Here is a 15,723-nt window from a genome sequence, read left to right as displayed (position 1 = left end):
GGCAGGTCATGGCGCTCTCCTCAACGTCCGGTGATGGAGTCGGCGACGCGGGCCAGGACAGAGGTGCGGCCGAGCCCGGCGTTCTCCCTCGCGTCTGCCCGGCGGTACAGGTCGTACATGGCGTGGACACCGATCCACCGCAGCGGTTCCACCTCCCAGCCGCGCACCTTACGGTCCACCCAGGGCAGTGCGGTCAGCTCGGTGTCCTCTCCCAGGATCAGGTCCCGCACCGTACGCCCCGCCAGGTTGGTGGTGGTCACCCCGTGGCCTGTGTAGCCGCCGGCCCAGCCGATGCCGGTGGCCTGGTCGACGTGCACGGTGGCGCACCAGTCACGCGGCACGCCGAGCACCCCGGACCAGGCGTGCGCCACCGCGGAGTCCCGCACCGCGGGGAACATGCCGGTCAGCAGTTCCCAGAGCGCCTCGATGGTCCACTCGTGGGTATGTCCCCGCTCGTCCACGCGGGAGCCGTACAGGTAGGGCTTGCCTCGTCCGCCGAAGGCGATCCGGCCGTCGGCGGTGCGCTGGGCGTACATGTAGTAGTGCGCCATGTCGCCGAGCAGTTCGTTGCCCTCCCAGCCGATCGCGTCCCACAGGTCGCCCAGCGGCTCGGTGACGATCATCGAGCTGTTCATCGGCAGCCAGGTGCGGTGGTACTGCTTCAGCTCGGCGGTGAAGCCCTCGGTGGCGCGGATGACGTAGCCGGCGCGGACCGTGCCGTACGGCGTGCGGGCCTCGTGCGGGGCGATCTCGGTGACCGGGGTGCGCTCGAAGATCTCCACCCCGAGTTCGCGCACGGTCCGGGCCAGGCCGCGGACCAGCTTGGCGGGCTGGATCCGTGCGCAGTGCGGGCTCCAGATCGCGCTGACCGTGCCCTCCACCCTCAGGCGGCTCTCCCGCTCGGCCGCGTCCAGCAGCCGGACGTCGTCCTCGGTCCAGCCCCAGTGGCGCTCGTGGGCGAGCAGTTCGCGCAGCCGCCGGTCCTGGGCGGCGTTGGTGGCGACCGTGGTGACGCCGCCCTTGACGATGTCGGCGTCGATGTTCTCGTCCTCGGCGACCGCGATGACCTCGTCGATCGCCTCGAACATCACGCGCTGAAGCCGCTTGGCGGCCTCCGTGCCGTGCGTCCGGGCGTAGCGTTCGGGGGTGCCCGCGAGCTCGCCCACCAGCCAGCCGCCGTTGCGCCCGGACGCGCCGTACCCGGCGAACTCCTTCTCCAGCACCACGACCCGCAGGGCGGGGCTGGCCTTCTTCAGGTAGTAGGCGGTCCACAGACCGGTGTATCCGGCGCCGACGATGGCCACGTCGGCGTCACGGTCGCCGCCGAGGGGTTCGCCGGCGGTGGGGATACCGAGGGAGCGGTACCAGAAGGAGACATCCCCGTTGACAAAGTCCTCAGCCAGGGGAATACGCGTACTCATGACCTCATATCCTGCTATATCCGTCAATTAAGACGCACCTGTCAACGGAAACCGTTGCACAACCGCGTCATGAGTGATCGTCCCAGACGTAACGGCGGGCTCACTCCTGTGTAGCAGTCCTGTAACAGGAATCCGCCAGGCTGTGCCCAACGGAGGGAGCATTTCGATGGGGTTTCTGAGGATTCGTACGACAGTGGACGAGCGGCCGGGACGACTGGCCTCGCTGGCCGCCGCGCTCGCCGACAAGGGCGGCAACATTCTGGGACTGAGCGTCCAGTCCGACGTCGACGGCACCGTGGACGAGTTCGTGACGGAGATCCCCGCGGGTCCCGAGGTCGTGCGCGAGGCGCTGGAGGCGGCCGGCGGCCGCCAGGTCCAGGTCGTCGCCGCCACGGCCCACCAGCTCACCGACGAGCCCACCCGCGCGCTCCTGCTGGCGTCCCGGCTGCGCACGACGCCCTGGCGGCTCCCCGAACTGCTGGGGGAACTGCTGCGCGCCGACGACTCCCGCTGGGTCTACGGTTCGGACATGAGTGACCTTCCGGACCCGACGCTGCTGACCGTGCCCGTGGCCCCGCGCCGCGCCATCCGGGTACGCCGGGCCGAGCTGCCCTTCACCCTGACCGAGGCCGCCCGGGCCGCCTCCTTCGTACGGCTGGCGCAGCCCCCGCCCCACCAGCCGATGGGCAGCGAGCGGGTCGTCAAGCTGTCGGACGGCACCGAGACCCAGGTCCGCCCGCTCACGCAGCTCTACCGTGAGGCGGTCCGCGACCTGCACGACCGCTGCTCGCCGGAGTCGCGCCGGTTCCGCTACTTCACCTCGATGCCCATGCTGCCGCCCCGTGTCTTCGACCGGCTCTGCGACCGCACCCACGGTCACTCGCTGGTCGCCGGGTACGACGGCCAGGTGGTCGCGCTGGCCAACCTGATGTTCACCCCCGACCCCGGCATCGCCGAGATGGCCTTCCTGGTCGAGGACCGCTGGCAGGGCAGGGGACTGGGCGCGACGCTGGCCAGGATGATCGTCGCCGAGGCTCGCGATCTGGGCTTCGCCGAGGTCAGGGCCACTCTGCTCGCGGACAACACGCGCATGCGCAGGCTCCTGGTCTCGCTGGGCGCGACCCTGAGCCACACCGAGGACCCCGGCATGGTGGAAGCCAGGCTGGCCGTGGGCGTGATGGCGGCGGTGTCCCCGAGCTGAACCCATCACCTCGCCTCTCCGGTCCGGGATCGCTCAGGGGCCCCGGACCGGGGAGGTCTCACCCCTCGCGCGGGCGATCCACGCCCTCGTCGTCGGGTGAGCCCGGGTCCGGAGGCGCGCCCATGGCGTCCAGCCGGCGCTCGATCCGATCCAGGCTCTCCTGGATCCGCTCCAGCTTCGCGCCGAACGACGGCCCGGTGCCGTAGAAGCCCTCCTCCAGGGTCAGCGGGCGATCGGGCCCACGCCGTCCGATGAGCGTGATCACCTGGGCCCGTACGACGTCCAGGCGTGCGCCCTGTTTGGCGAGCACCTGGGCCGCGACGCCCTGACCCTCCCGGATCAGGCCGAGCAGGATGTGCTCGGTGCCGATGTAGTTGTGGTGCAGGTTGAGAGCCTCCCGCAGGGACAGCTCCAGCACCTTCTTGGCCCGCGGGGTGAACGGGATGTGGCCGGGCGGGGTGTCGCCGCCCTGGCCGATGATCTTTTCGACGTCGTCGCGTACTTGCGCGCGGCCGATGCCGGAGGCCTGCAGGGCCCGGCTGGCGACGCCGTCCTCCTCTCCGAGAAGGCCGAGCAGGATGTGCTCGGTGCCGATGTAGTCGTGGCCGAGCCGCCGGGCCTCCTCCTGGGCGAGGACCACGACACGGCGGGCACGGTCTGTGAAGCGCTCGAACACGAGTGGCCTCCGTGAGGGATGCCGAGTTGCCTGCACTCACTATGCGCCAGGTTTCCCGGTAAGGGGGAGGACATATCGCTACTCGGCACGGAATCCTTTTCCCAAAGGTGAGGGGCGCCGGCCGTCGTGCCCTACGCCGATCCGCCTGGTCGGGGCACCTCCGAGCCCCGTTGATCATTAAAACTTACATTTTCAAGTGAGATTCAGGCTCACTATCTATCGCGCCCGGGTACGGCGTGCCTAGGGTCGCCGTCATGACGATCCACGCCTTCATCGACGCGCTCCCCAAGGTCGAGCTCCATGTCCACCTGATCGGCTCCGCCTCCGTCCCCACCGTGCTGGAACTCTCCCGGCGCCATCCCGGCAGCCGGGTGCCCGCCGCCGAGGAGGAACTGCGCGCGTTCTACGCCTTCCGCGACTTCCCGCACTTCGCCGAGGTCTACGGGGCGGTCAACGCCCTGGTCCGCGACCCCGAGGACGTGGCGATGCTGGTGACCGGGCTGGCTGCGGACCTGGCGGCGCAGAACGTGCGCTATGTCGAGCTGACGGTCACGCCGTACGCGCACCACATCGTGGGCATGCCCATGCGCGCGGTCACCGAGGCGCTCGACGCGGCCGCCCGCGACTCACTCGGCGAGCACGGTGTCGGCGTCGGTTACATCTTCGACATCCCCGGCGAGTACGGGGCCGAGGCGGCTCGGGCGACCCTGGACCACGCCCTCCAGGAACCTCCCAAGGAATTGGTGGGTTTCGGCTTGGGTGGGATGGAGCAGGCACGCCCGCTGTATCGGGACGCCTTCAGGGACGCCTTCCGCGCCGCCACCGCCGCCGGACTGCGCAGTCTCCCGCACGCGGGTGAGATGACCGGGCCGGAGACCATCTGGGAGGCACTCGACGGCCTGGGCGCCGAACGGATCGGCCACGGCATCGCCTGCCTGGACGACCCCCGCCTGGTGGCCCACCTCCGTGACACCCAGACCCCCCTGGAGGTCTGCCCCACCTCCAACGTCTGCACCGGACAGGTCGCCCACATCAAGGAGCACCCCCTGCCGCGCCTGCTGGAGGAGGGGCTGTACGTCACGCTGAACAGCGACGACCCGCCCATGTTCGCCACCACGCTCAGCGACGAGTATCGCGTCGCCGCCGAGGTCTTCGGGCTGGACCGGCAGGCGCTGGCGGCGCTGGCCCGCAACGCCGTCAACGCCTCCAGCCTGGACCCCGAGGGCAGGCGGGCGATCCTCGCCGAGATCGAGGCGTTGAGCGAGACGTCGCGGACGCCCTGAGCGGCCGGACCGGCAAGCCCGGCGGCTCAGGAAGGCCCGGCGGTTCGGGAATCAGGGCGAGGAGGGGCGGCCCAGAGACGCCGGAATCTTGGAGGCGGACGCCCTGTCCAGCAGGAACAGCGTCCGCTGACGGCCACGCGCACCCGCCGCGGGGACCTGCATCGTCCCCGAGTCCGACAGCGCCAGCCGTACGGCCCCCGCCTTCTCCGCGCCGGCCGCGATCACCCACACCTCACGTGCCCCCTGGATGACCGGGAGCGTGAGCGAGATACGGGTGGGCGGAGGCTTCGGAGCGCCGTGCACCGCCACCACCGGGCGCGTCTCGTACAGCGCCGGCATCCCCGGGAACAGCGACGCCACATGGCCGTCCGGGCCCATGCCGAGCATCATGATGTCGAACGACGGCGCCGGGCCGTGATCCTCGGGACGGGCGGCCCTGCGGAGCTCCTCGGCGTAGGCCTCGGCGGACTCCTCGGCGGTCATGCCCGAATCGGGACCGCGCATCACATGGACGCGGGCGGGGTCGAGGTCGACGTGGTCGAGGAGGGCCTCGCGCGCACCGGTCTCGTTGCGCTCGGGATGGCCGGAGGGCAGGAAGCGCTCGTCACCCCACCAGATGTCCAGGTTTCGCCAGTCGACGGCGTCACGGGCCGGGCTGGCGGCGATCTCGGCCAGCGTGGCGATGCCGATGGTGCCGCCGGTCAGCACCAGCGAGGCCGAGCCCTTGCCCGACTGCGCGTCGACGGTACGGGTGATCACCCGGGCGGCGGCCGCCTTGGCGAGCACGTCGGCATCGCGATGGATGATCACAGTGGGAACGCTCACGGAACTTCTCTCTCGACGGGCTTCGATGACGCAAGCGCCCCGCGGTCGGCCGCGGGGCGCTCACCGGTCAGGACTTGTGGGTCCGGGCGAGCCTCCGGATCGCGGCCTCGTAGATCTCGTCGGGGTCCAGGCGGCGGAGTTCCTCGGCGAGAAGCTCCGCCTTCGGGCGGCGGATCAGGGCGACGTGCCGGTCCGGCTGCCCCGGGCGGGACAGCGTGGCCAGGCGGCCGTCGACGCGGCTGATGGCGATGTCGCCGTCGGTCGTCACCAGCTTGACCGCCGTCAGGCCGGGGCCGGCGGACTCGTTGACCTTCACCGGGGCGCCGAGGCGCTCGCTGAGCCAGGCGGCCAGCAGCAGGGCGCTGGCATGGCCGGGGACGGCCTCCACGGTGCCCCTCTTGACCTTGCCCACCGGCTGGTCGAACGCGGCGGCCAGCAGGCTCCGCCACGTCGTCAGCCGGGTCCAGGCCAGATCGGTGTCGCCGGGCACATAGCCGCGCGCCCGGCCGGTGATCGCCTGCACCGAGTCGGCCGCCGACCGCGCGTCGACGATCCGGCGCTGGGCGAGCACCCCGATCGGGTCCTCGGCCGGCACGTCCGGGCAGTCACCCGGCCACCAGGCCACCACCGGGGTGTCGGTGAGCAGCAGCGGGCTGACCACCGAGTCGGCGTGCTTGGTGAGCTCGCCGTACAGGCGGAGCAGTATCACCTCGCCCGGCGTGGACTCGCCGAGCCGCATCTCGGCGTCGAGCCGGTTCGGCTCCTCCGGGTCGCGGGCGATGACGACCAGTATCCGGGAGGGGTGCTCCCTGGCCGCCTCGGTCGCGGCCTGGACCGCGTCGTACTGGTTGCTCTCGTCGCAGACCACCACCAGGGTCAGCACCATGCCGACCGCGGGGGTGCCCATCTGGTGGCGGAGCTGGGTCAGCTGGGAGGAGATCTTCGACGCGGTCGTGCCGCTGAGCATGAAGCTCGTCATCTACAGCCTCCTCCAAGCGCGTCCGTCGCGGGCCATCATCTCGTCGGCCGATGTGGGACCCCACGTGCCCGCCGGATACTCCTGCGGCGGTCCCTGTGAGGCCCAGAAGTCCTCGATCGGGTCGAGGATCTTCCACGACAGCTCGACCTCGCGCTGGTGCGGGAAGAGCGGCGGGTCGCCGATCAGCACGTCCAGCAGCAGCCGTTCGTAGGCCTCGGGGGAGGACTCCATGAACGACTCGCCGTAGGCGAAGTCCATCGAGACGTCCCTGACCTCCATGGCGGTGCCGGGCACCTTGGAGCCGAATCGCACCGTGATGCCCTCGTCCGGCTGGACCCGGATGACCAGGGCGTTCTGCCCCAGGATCTCGGTGTCGTCCTTGCTGAACGGCAGGTGCGGCGCCCGCTGGAACACCACGGCCACCTCCGTCACCCGGCGGCTCAGCCGCTTGCCGGTGCGCAGGTAGAACGGCACCCCGGCCCAGCGCCGGTTGGCGATCTCCAGCTTGACGGCGGCATAGGTCTCGGTGATGGAGTCCGGCGGGATGCCCTCCTCCTGGGTGTAGCCGATGACCGGCTCACCGCCCTGCCAGCCCGGACCGTAGCGGCCTCGCGCGGTCGCCTCCCTCAGATTCTGCGGCAGCCGCACCGCCTTGAGGACCTTCTCCTTCTCCCGCCGCAGCGGGTCGGCCCCGAAGGACGTCGGGTCCTCCATCGCCACCAGCGCCAGCAGTTGCAGCAGGTGGTTCTGGATCACGTCGCGGGCCGCGCCGATGCCGTCGTAGTAGCCCGCCCGGCCGCCGATGCCGATGTCCTCGGCCATCGTGATCTGGACGTGGTCGACGTAGCTGCGGTTCCAGATCGGCTCGAACAGGTTGTTGGCGAACCGCAGCGCCAGGATGTTCTGGACCGTTTCCTTGCCCAGGTAGTGGTCGATGCGGAACACCGAACTCTCCGGGAAGACCGCGCTGGTGATCGTGTTGAGCTCCTGGGCGCTCTTCAGGTCGTGCCCGAAGGGCTTCTCGATCACCACGCGGCGCCAGGATCCCTCGGGGCCGTGTGCCAGCTCGGTCCGCTTGAGCTGCTGGACCACGACCGGGAAGAACTTGGGCGGCACCGAGAGGTAGAAGCCGTAGTTGCCGCCGGTGCCCCGGGTCTGGTCGATCTCCTTGAGCATCATGGCCAGCGCGTCGAACGCTCCGTCGTCGGTGAACTCGCCCGGGCAGAAGAAGATGCCCTCCGACAGCTGCTTCCAGACCTCTTCGCGGAAGGGCGTGCGCGCGTGCTCCTTGACGGCGTCGTGGGTCAGCCGTGCGAAGTCCTGGTCCTGCCAGTCGCGGCGGGCGAAGCCGACCAGGGAGAAGCCCGGGGGCAGCAGCCCCCGGTTCGCCAGGTCGTAGATCGCCGGCAGCAGCTTCTTGCGCGCCAGGTCACCGGTCACGCCGAACAGCACCAGCACGCACGGTCCCGCCACCCGGGGCAGACGCTTGTCGCCCGGATCGCGCAGCGGGTTGGCCTTCACGAGATCCTCGGTGGTCGCGGCGGTCGCCGTGGCGATGCCCGCCGACTCGCCGGCGGGCGAAGCGGTGGGCAGGTCCTCGGACCGCCCCGCCTCGGTGTGTCCCGAGGAGTGTTCCTTGCTCATTCAGACCTCCCGCGCTACCGCGAGCAGGCGTGCGACACCGGCCGCCCGATCGGTCAGGTGCAGCCGTACGGTGGGACGCCCACGCCTGGCCAGCGCGCCCTGGTCGCCCAGGGCCTGCGCGAGCTGGAGACGGCCCAGGGTGTACGGCTTGCCCGGCACCTCGACGTCCTCGTCCACGGCGCCGGTGATCTGCAGGAACACCCCGTTCTGCGGGCCGCCCTTGTGGTACTGGCCGGTGGAGTGCAGGAACCTCGGACCCCACCCGAAGGTGATCGGCCGCTCGGTCCGCAGCGTGAGCTGCGCGCGCAGCGTGGCCGGGTCGGCCGCGCTCCACGCGTCGGTCATCTCCTCGAACGAGGCGCCCTCGGCGTAGGGGGCGTCGAACGCCGCCTCCCGGTCGAGGTAGGCCATGATCGCGAGGTAGCCGCGGGAGGGGATGGCCTCCAGCAGCCGGGTGAAGACATCGGACAGGTCCTTGGGGACCTCGGAGCCGGGCAGCTCGCCGTAGACCTCCACCGGGCCGTCGACCAGGATCGGCGCGCCGACCGGCAGCTCGGGCCGGGCCAGCAGCTTGGCGGTGTTCTTCTTGGACTCGGCCACGTTCGGCTGGTCGAACGGGTCGATGCCGAGGATGCGGCCGACGATGGCGGTGGCGTACTCCCAGACGAGGAACTGCGCGCCCAGCGGGCCGCCGACGGCCAGGGCACCGTCGGAGTCGATCCCGACGATCAGCTCGTCCGGGGCCTCGCCCGGCTCGGCGCCGACGATCGGCAGGATGCCCTTGCCCTGCTTGCCGGTGGACTCGGCGACCAGCTGCTCGATCCAGTCGGGCAGGCCGTTGATCTCCGAGAGGCTGTCTTCGAGCACGAGCTTGTCACGGCCCGAGACCGCGGCGGCGCCGAGGGCGGCGCCGAGGTCCAGACCGGGGTTGCCCTCCGTCTGCGCGAGCAGCGGCTGCACGGCGGCCGCGTCGTCGAGCAGCTTCTCGACGTCGGCCCCGGCCAGCGCGCTGGGCACCAGGCCGAAGGCCGACAGGGCGCTGTAGCGGCCGCCCACGTTGGGGTCGGCCAGGATCACCGGGTAGCCCGACTCGAGGGCGGTCTGCTCCAGCGGCGAGCCCGGGTCGGTGACCACGACGATCCGCTCGGCCGGGTCGATCCCCGCGTCGCGGAAGGCCTTCTCGTAGATCCGCCGGTGGCTGTCGGTCTCCACCGTGCCGCCGCTCTTGCTGGCGACCACCAGGATCGTGCGGTCCAGCCGGTCTTCCAGCGCCCGGCGCACCTGGCCCGGGTCGGTGGTGTCGAGCACGGTCAACGGCACGTCGGCGGTGGCGGTGATGACCTCAGGGGCGAGCGAGGAGCCGCCCATGCCCGCCAGGACCACGTGGTCCAGGCCCTGGGCGCGGGCGCGCTCGACGAGCTTGCCGATCTCGGGGAGCAGTTCCCCGCTGGTCCGCGGGAGGTTGAGCCAGCCGAGGCGGACCGTCGCCTCGGCCTGGGCCTCCGGGCCCCACAGGGTGGGGTCGCCCTTGGCCAGAGCCTCGGGGACCCCTTCGGAGACGAGCCGCGCGGCCGTCTCCGCGGCCTGCTCGGCCACCTTCTCCTCGTTGAACGTCACGGACACGGTCATCTGGTTCATGCCTTCCGCAGTTCGGCGGACACCGTGGCCAGAAGCTCTTTCCAGGATGTCTCGAACTTCTCCACGCCCTCCTCCTCCAGCACTCTCACCACGTCGTCGTAGTCGATGCCGGCTTCCTTGAGGGCGGACATGGTGTTCCAGGCGTCCTCGTAGAAGGGACGGACGGTGTCGCCGGTGATCCGGCCGTGGTCGGCGGCGGCGTCGAGGGTCTTCTCGGGCATCGTGTTGACCGTGCCCGCCGTGACGAGCTCGTCGACGTAGAGGGTGTCGGGGTAGCTCGGGTCCTTGGTGCCGGTGGAGGCCCACAGCGGGCGCTGCGGGCGTGCTCCGGCCTCGGCAAGGGCCTGCCAGCGTGGCGAGTTGACCATGTCCTCGAAGGCGGCGAAGGCGAGGCGGGCGTTGGCGATCGCCGCCTTGCCCTTGAGCGCCTTGGCCTCGGGCGTTCCGATCTTCTCCAGGCGCTTGTCGATCTCGCTGTCCACGCGGCTGACGAAGAAGGAGGCCACCGACTCGATGCCGGACAGGTTCAGGCCCTTGTCCCGCGCGCGCTCCAGGCCCGTCAGCCAGGCGTCCATCACGGCGCGGTAGCGCTCCAGGGAGAAGATCAGCGTGACGTTGACGCTGATCCCCTCGGAGATCGCCTGGGTGATCGCGGACAGTCCCTCGACCGTCGCGGGGATCTTGATGAACAGGTTGGGCCGGTCGACCATCCACCACAGCGCGCGCGCCTCGGCGATCGTCTTCTCGGTCTCCCTGGCCAGGCGCGGGTCCACCTCGATGGAGACCCGGCCGTCCACGCCGTCGGTGGCGTCGTAGACCGGCCTGAGCACGTCGGCGGCCCAGCGGATGTCGTAGGTGGTGATGGCGCGTACCGCCTCCTCGACGTCCACGCCGCGCACGGCCAGGTCGTGGAGCTGGGTGTCGTAGGCATCGCCCTTGCTCAGCGCGGAGGCGAAGATCGTCGGGTTGGAGGTGACGCCGACCACGTGCTTGTCGCGGATCAGCGCCTCCAGGTTGCCGATGCGCAGACGCTCACGGCTGATGTCGTCCAGCCAGATGGAAACGCCGTGATCGGAAAGGCTCTTCAGAATCTCATTCATGATCAGTTTCCCGTCGTCTCGCCCTTGTCGGCCCCGGTCCGCGCGAGGCTCGCCTTGGCGGCGGCGGCCACGCGTTCGGCGGTGAGGCCGAACTGCTCGTAGAGGGTCTTGTAGGGAGCCGAGGCACCGAAGTGCTCCAGGCTGACCACTTCCCCTTCATCTCCAACGAACTGCCGCCAGCCCAGCGCGATTCCCGCCTCCACGGCGACGCGCGCACGGACGGCCGGGGGCAGCACCGTCTGCCGGTAGGCGGCGTCCTGGGCCTGGAACCACTCGACGCACGGCATCGACACGACCCGGGCCTGGATGCCCTCGGCCTCCAGCAGCTTGCGGGCCTCCACGGCCAACTCGACCTCCGAGCCGGTGCCGATCAGGATCACCGCGGGCTGGCCGCCTGAGGCGTCCTCCAGGACGTAGGCGCCGCGGGCGACCTTCTCCGCGTCCGCAGTGCCCGCGTAGACCGGCAGGTTCTGCCGGGTCAGCGCCAGCGCGGCCGGCCGGTCACCGTGCTCCAGCACGGTCCGCCACGCCGCCGCCGTCTCGTTGGCGTCGGCCGGGCGGACGACGTCCAGGCCCGGGATGGCGCGCAGCGCCCACAGGTGCTCGACCGGCTGGTGGGTCGGTCCGTCCTCGCCCAGGCCGATGGAGTCGTGCGTCCACACGTAGGTGACCGGCAGCTGCATCAGCGCCGCGAGCCGTACAGCCGGGCGCATGTAGTCGCTGAAGACCAGGAACGTGCCGCCGTAGGGCCGGGTTCCGTTGTGCAGGGCGATGCCGTTGAGGATCGACCCCATGCCGTGCTCGCGGATGCCGAAGTGCAGCGTCCGGCCGTAGCGGTTCCCGGGGAACTCCTTGGTCTGGTACTCGTCGGGGATGAAGGACGGCTCGCCCTTCATCGTGGTGTTGTTGGACTCGGCCAGGTCGGCGGAGCCGCCCCACAGCTCGGGCAGCACGGGCGCGAGGCTGTTCAGCACCTCGCCGGAGGCCTTGCGGGTGGCGATGGAGGCGCCCGGCTCGAAGGACGGCAGCGCCTCGGTCCAGCCCGCCGGCAGCTGCCGGGCGCTGATCCGGTCGAACTCGGCCGCGCGCTCGGGGTTGGCCGAACGCCAGCTCTGGTAGGCCTTGTCCCACTCGGCGCGACTCGTCCGGCCGCGCGTCACGACCTCGCGGGCGTGCTCCAGGACCTCGGCCGGGACGTCGAAGCTCTTGGCCGGGTCCTGCTTCAGGATCTTCTTGGTGGCGGCGATCTCGTCGGCGCCCAGGGCCGAGCCGTGGGCCTTGCCGGTGTTCTGCTTGTTCGGCGCGGGCCAGCCGATGATGGTCCGCAGGCGGATGAAGGACGGCCTGCCGGTCTCGGCGCGTGCGGCCTCCAGGGCCTGGTGCAGCGCCTCGACGTCCTCGGTGTATTTGCCGTCGTCGGTCCAGTCGACGGTCTGGACGTGCCAGCCGTACGCCTCGTAGCGCTTGGCGATGTCCTCGCTCAGCGCGATCTGGGTGTCGTCCTCGATGGAGATGTGGTTGCTGTCGAAGATGACGACCAGGTTGCCCAGCTTCTGATGGCCGGCGATCGCGCTGACCTCGTGGCTGACACCCTCCTCGATGTCCCCCTCGGAGGCGATGCACCAGATCATGTGGTCGAACGGGCTGGAGCCCGGGGCCGCGTCCGGATCGAACAGCCCGCGCTCGCGGCGGGCCGCCATGGCCATGCCGACGGCGTTGCCGAGCCCCTGGCCGAGCGGGCCGGTGGTGGTCTCGACGCCGATGGTGTGGCCGTGCTCCGGGTGACCCGGGGTCAGGCTCCCCCACTGCCGCAGGGACTTGAGGTCGTCCAGGGACAGGCCGTAACCCGACAGGTAGAGCTGGATGTAGAGGGTCAGGCTGGTGTGCCCGGCAGAAAGGACGAACCGGTCCCGGCCCACCCACGAGGGGTCCGACGGGTCGTGCCGCATCGTCTGCTGGAACAGCAGGTACGCGGCGGGCGCGAGGCTCATCGCGGTGCCGGGGTGACCCGACCCCGCCTTCTCTACGGCGTCCATTGCCAGGGCCCTGACGACGTCGACCGCCTGGCGGTCCAGGTCGCTCCATTCAAGGGCTGGCACGAGTTCGCTGCTCAAGTGCTCGATCTCCGGATCTAGTCGTGTGATGGTGGCGCCGGTCTGGTATTTCCCGCCCACACCGGACCCTAACGGTTCGGCCTCGCCAACGTCGCGCAGGCCGATCGGGGCGAGTCCACAGGAGTGCTGAGCAGCGTGGACAAGACAACCGTGAGGCATCTCGTCGCGTCCCCCGCACCCCGTGCCGGAACCGGCCACCCCAACAACTAGAGTTGAGTCTTCAAGGCTGGCTGGTGCCCGCATTCACGGATTCGCTCTAATCAGAGGTTACGCGTTGACCCCGCACGTGCTGGAAGCGCCTTAATGGTGCTGACCGACAAGCAACCGACGGCCCCGTCCACGACGGCCGCGGCAGACACCGCCGCGTCGCGTACGTTCGGCGACGTCGTGAAGGCCTACGTCGCCCTCACCAAGCCGCGGATCATCGAACTGCTGCTGATCACAACGCTGCCGGTGATGTTCCTCGCGGCCCGTGGCCTGCCACCGTTGTGGATCGCCGTCTCCACCCTGCTGTTCGGCACCCTGTCGGCGGGCAGCGCGAACGCGCTGAACTGCTACATCGACCGCGACATCGACGCCGCGATGCGCCGCACCCGGCGCCGGCCGCTGGCTCGAGACCAGGTTCCGCCGACCAACGCGCTGATCTTCGGCATCGTCCTCGGCGTGCTGTCCACTCTTGGCCTCGGATTGACGGTGAATTGGCTCGCCGCCGGCCTGTCGCTGGCCGCGAACCTGTTCTACGTCCTCGTCTACTCGATGATCCTGAAGCGGCGGACCTCGCAGAACGTGGTGTGGGGTGGTCTCGCGGGGTGCATGCCGGTGCTGATCGGCTGGGCCGGCATAACCGGCAGCCTCGACTGGGCGCCGGTGGTGCTCTTCGGAGTGGTGTTCTTCTGGACCCCGCCGCACACCTGGACCCTTGCCATGCGCTACAAGGAGGACTACGCTGCGGCGAAGGTCCCCATGCTCCCGGTGGTCGCCACCGAGCGCCGCGTGGTGTTGGAGAGCATCGCCTACACCTGGGCGACGGTGGTCTGCTCGCTGCTGCTGTGGCCGATCGCCCAGACGACCCTGCTCTACCCCGTCGTGGCCGTCGTCCTCGGCGCCGCCTGCCTGGTGGAGGTCTACCGCCTCCTCGGCCGCGTCAACGCGGGCAAAAGCGGTGTGGACCTGCGTCCGATGCGCTTCTTCCACTGGTCCAACGCCTACCTGGCGCTCCTCTTCCTGGCCGTCGCCGTCGACTCCATGCTCGTCTGAGACGCTCCGGCGGGGGCCTCGCCCCAGGTCCGCGGCGGCGACGTCCGGTCCGCGGACCGGACGTCGCGCACGGATCCCCGGGCGGCCGCCGGAGCGGGAGGACAGGAGGGGACACGTCGTGTTTGATCGGTTACGGTTGCCACATGGCAAGCCGTGATCCTCGATGGGTGTTCAAGGACCGCCCGTCCGTCGCGCTGATCTCCGGTCTTGTCCTGACCGGTATATGCGCGCTCGCGTCGTTCTCCTTCGACGTGCTGAACGGCGACCCGGTCTACTTCTTCATCGCCCTGGCCCTGGCCCTGGCCCCGGTCCCGGTCCTGCTGGCCGCCGTGCTCGCGCTGGACCGGATGGAGCCCGAACCGCGGAGCAACCTGATCTTCGCGTTCGCCTGGGGGGCGGGCGTGGCGGTGCTGGTCGCGGGCCTCGTCAACTCCTTCAACCTGATCTACATCGAGAACACCGTCCGGCTCGGCTACGACACCGCGCGCAACATCGCCGCCACCTTCGGCGCCCCGGTGGTCGAGGAGACGATGAAAGGGCTGGTCCTGCTGGGCCTGCTCAGGTTCAAGCGGGCCGAGCTCGACGGCCCCACCGACGGCATCATCTACGCCAGCATGGTCGGCCTCGGCTTCGCGATGAGCGAGAACGTCAGCTACTACGTGGCGGCTCTCGACGACATGGGCGCGCGGGGCCTCGCGGTCACCGTCGTGCTGAGAGGGTTCCTCTCACCGTTCGCGCACCCGCTCTTCACCTCGATGATCGGTGTCGCGGTGGCCTACGCCGCGCAGCGGCGGGGCCCGATGCGGATCCTCGTGATCGCGGCGGGCTGGATCGGCGCGATGCTGCTGCACGGTATTTGGAACGGCTTCGCCTCCTACGCCGGAATCGGTGGCCTCGCCGTCGCCTACCTGCTGCTGATGATCGTGCTGTTCGTCCTGATCGGGATCGTCTTCCGTGACCGCAGGCGCATCGTCGGCCTCATCCAGACCTTCCTGCCGGCCTACCAGGCGACCGGGCTGGTGACCCCGTACGACGTCACCATGCTCTCCTCGCTGCCGGGCCGCCGCCAGGCCAGGCAGTGGGCCAGGAAGAACGGTGGCAGGGGCGGGCTGCGGGCGATGAACGACTACCAGCTCGCGGCCACCGAGCTGGGTCTGCTCCACGAGCGGGCCAGACGCCAGATGATCGGTGAGCGCACGTTCGACGAGGAGCAGCACGCCCTGCTCACGTGCATGGCGGACGCCCGCGCGCACTTCCCGGCGGCCGCCTTCCAGGGAGCCCCGCCGGCGGCGTAGGAGTAGGTGGAGACCCACTGCTTGGCCGAGTCGTCGCCCACCCCGAAGGCGGCGAGGCCCGCCGTGCGGCACAGCGCGACCGGCGCCTCGGGAATCTCGCTCATCCAGCCGGGGGAGGAGTCGGCGACCGCCCGGTGCCCGATGCTGGCCAGCCAGGCCCAGGTCAGCGGGGCGATCGCCAGGACGCTCAGCAGCACGGCTCCCTGGTAGGAACGCCGGAGAGCCTTACGCGACAGCGGCATACGGCCATTGTCACGGCTGCGCGGCCGTCCGGGCTACGCGTTCTCTTC

Annotated in this window: 12 protein-coding genes and 1 pseudogene; 5 read left to right on the top strand and 8 right to left on the bottom strand. The window is 70.4% G+C overall.

Going from position 1 to position 15,723, the window contains the following annotated elements; all coding sequences use genetic code 11:
- Window positions 1-20: 20 nt before the first annotated feature.
- The gene (locus FHR32_RS31925) at window positions 21-1,421 is read right to left on the bottom strand and encodes an NAD(P)/FAD-dependent oxidoreductase (RefSeq protein WP_184758243.1); all 1,401 of its coding nucleotides are present in this window, start codon (window positions 1,419-1,421) and stop codon (window positions 21-23) included.
- Between the two features lie 193 nt (window positions 1,422-1,614).
- On the opposite strand from FHR32_RS31925, the gene FHR32_RS31920 reads away from it, so the two are divergent.
- Window positions 1,615-2,622 carry a GNAT family N-acetyltransferase gene (locus tag FHR32_RS31920; protein WP_312882797.1) on the top strand — a complete coding sequence of 336 codons (1,008 nt, stop codon included), beginning with the start codon at window positions 1,615-1,617 and terminating at the stop codon, window positions 2,620-2,622.
- Between the two features lie 220 nt (window positions 2,623-2,842).
- Here FHR32_RS31920 and FHR32_RS31915 read toward each other — a convergent pair.
- A pseudogene (locus FHR32_RS31915) lies at window positions 2,843-3,298 on the bottom strand (Clp protease N-terminal domain-containing protein); the annotation flags it as partial.
- Between the two features lie 254 nt (window positions 3,299-3,552).
- Here FHR32_RS31915 and add point away from each other — a divergent pair.
- Window positions 3,553-4,581: an adenosine deaminase gene (gene add / locus FHR32_RS31910; RefSeq protein ID WP_184758240.1), complete on the top strand. Its 1,029-nt coding sequence runs from the start codon at window positions 3,553-3,555 to the stop codon at window positions 4,579-4,581.
- Between the two features lie 51 nt (window positions 4,582-4,632).
- Here the strand turns inward: add and pgl are convergent, their stop codons facing one another.
- The 6 genes from pgl to tkt all read right to left on the bottom strand — a co-directional run bounded on the left by pgl (window position 4,633) and on the right by tkt (window position 12,803).
- Window positions 4,633-5,406, bottom strand: coding sequence for a 6-phosphogluconolactonase (gene pgl / locus FHR32_RS31905; protein WP_184758239.1), 774 nt, complete (start codon window positions 5,404-5,406; stop codon window positions 4,633-4,635).
- A 67-nt stretch (window positions 5,407-5,473) separates the two neighbouring features.
- On the bottom strand, window positions 5,474-6,385 hold the full coding sequence (locus FHR32_RS31900) for a glucose-6-phosphate dehydrogenase assembly protein OpcA (RefSeq protein ID WP_184758238.1): 912 nt from the start codon (window positions 6,383-6,385) through the stop codon (window positions 5,474-5,476).
- On the bottom strand, window positions 6,386-8,029 hold the full coding sequence (zwf, locus tag FHR32_RS31895) for a glucose-6-phosphate dehydrogenase (protein WP_246468045.1): 1,644 nt from the start codon (window positions 8,027-8,029) through the stop codon (window positions 6,386-6,388). It lies immediately after the preceding gene.
- A complete protein-coding gene (locus tag FHR32_RS31890; RefSeq protein WP_184758237.1) occupies window positions 8,030-9,658 on the bottom strand; it encodes a phosphoglucose isomerase-related protein in 1,629 nt (542 codons plus the stop codon). It lies immediately after the preceding gene.
- A 5-nt stretch (window positions 9,659-9,663) separates the two neighbouring features.
- Window positions 9,664-10,767, bottom strand: coding sequence for a transaldolase (gene tal, locus FHR32_RS31885; RefSeq protein ID WP_184758236.1), 1,104 nt, complete (start codon window positions 10,765-10,767; stop codon window positions 9,664-9,666).
- Window positions 10,768-10,769: 2 nt separating this feature from the next.
- Complete coding sequence (gene tkt, locus FHR32_RS31880) at window positions 10,770-12,803, bottom strand: transketolase (RefSeq protein ID WP_246468131.1); 2,034 nt, start codon at window positions 12,801-12,803, stop codon at window positions 10,770-10,772.
- Window positions 12,804-13,184: 381 nt separating this feature from the next.
- On the opposite strand from tkt, the gene FHR32_RS31875 reads away from it, so the two are divergent.
- From FHR32_RS31875 to FHR32_RS31865, 3 genes are all read left to right on the top strand, one after another.
- Window positions 13,185-14,138, top strand: a complete 954-nt coding sequence (locus FHR32_RS31875) for a heme o synthase (RefSeq protein WP_184758234.1) — start codon at window positions 13,185-13,187, stop codon at window positions 14,136-14,138.
- Window positions 14,139-14,281: 143 nt separating this feature from the next.
- The gene (locus FHR32_RS31870; RefSeq protein WP_184758233.1) at window positions 14,282-15,433 is read left to right on the top strand and encodes a PrsW family intramembrane metalloprotease; all 1,152 of its coding nucleotides are present in this window, start codon (window positions 14,282-14,284) and stop codon (window positions 15,431-15,433) included.
- Between the two features lie 6 nt (window positions 15,434-15,439).
- Window positions 15,440-15,643 carry a hypothetical protein gene (locus FHR32_RS31865; protein WP_184758232.1) on the top strand — a complete coding sequence of 68 codons (204 nt, stop codon included), beginning with the start codon at window positions 15,440-15,442 and terminating at the stop codon, window positions 15,641-15,643.
- The last annotated feature ends 80 nt before the right edge of the window (window positions 15,644-15,723 follow it).

Source organism: Streptosporangium album (genome assembly GCF_014203795.1).
Lineage (GTDB): Bacteria > Actinomycetota > Actinomycetes > Streptosporangiales > Streptosporangiaceae > Streptosporangium > Streptosporangium album.
Note: the sequence above shows the minus strand (reverse complement) of the source record. Positions and strands in the feature narration are given on the sequence as shown.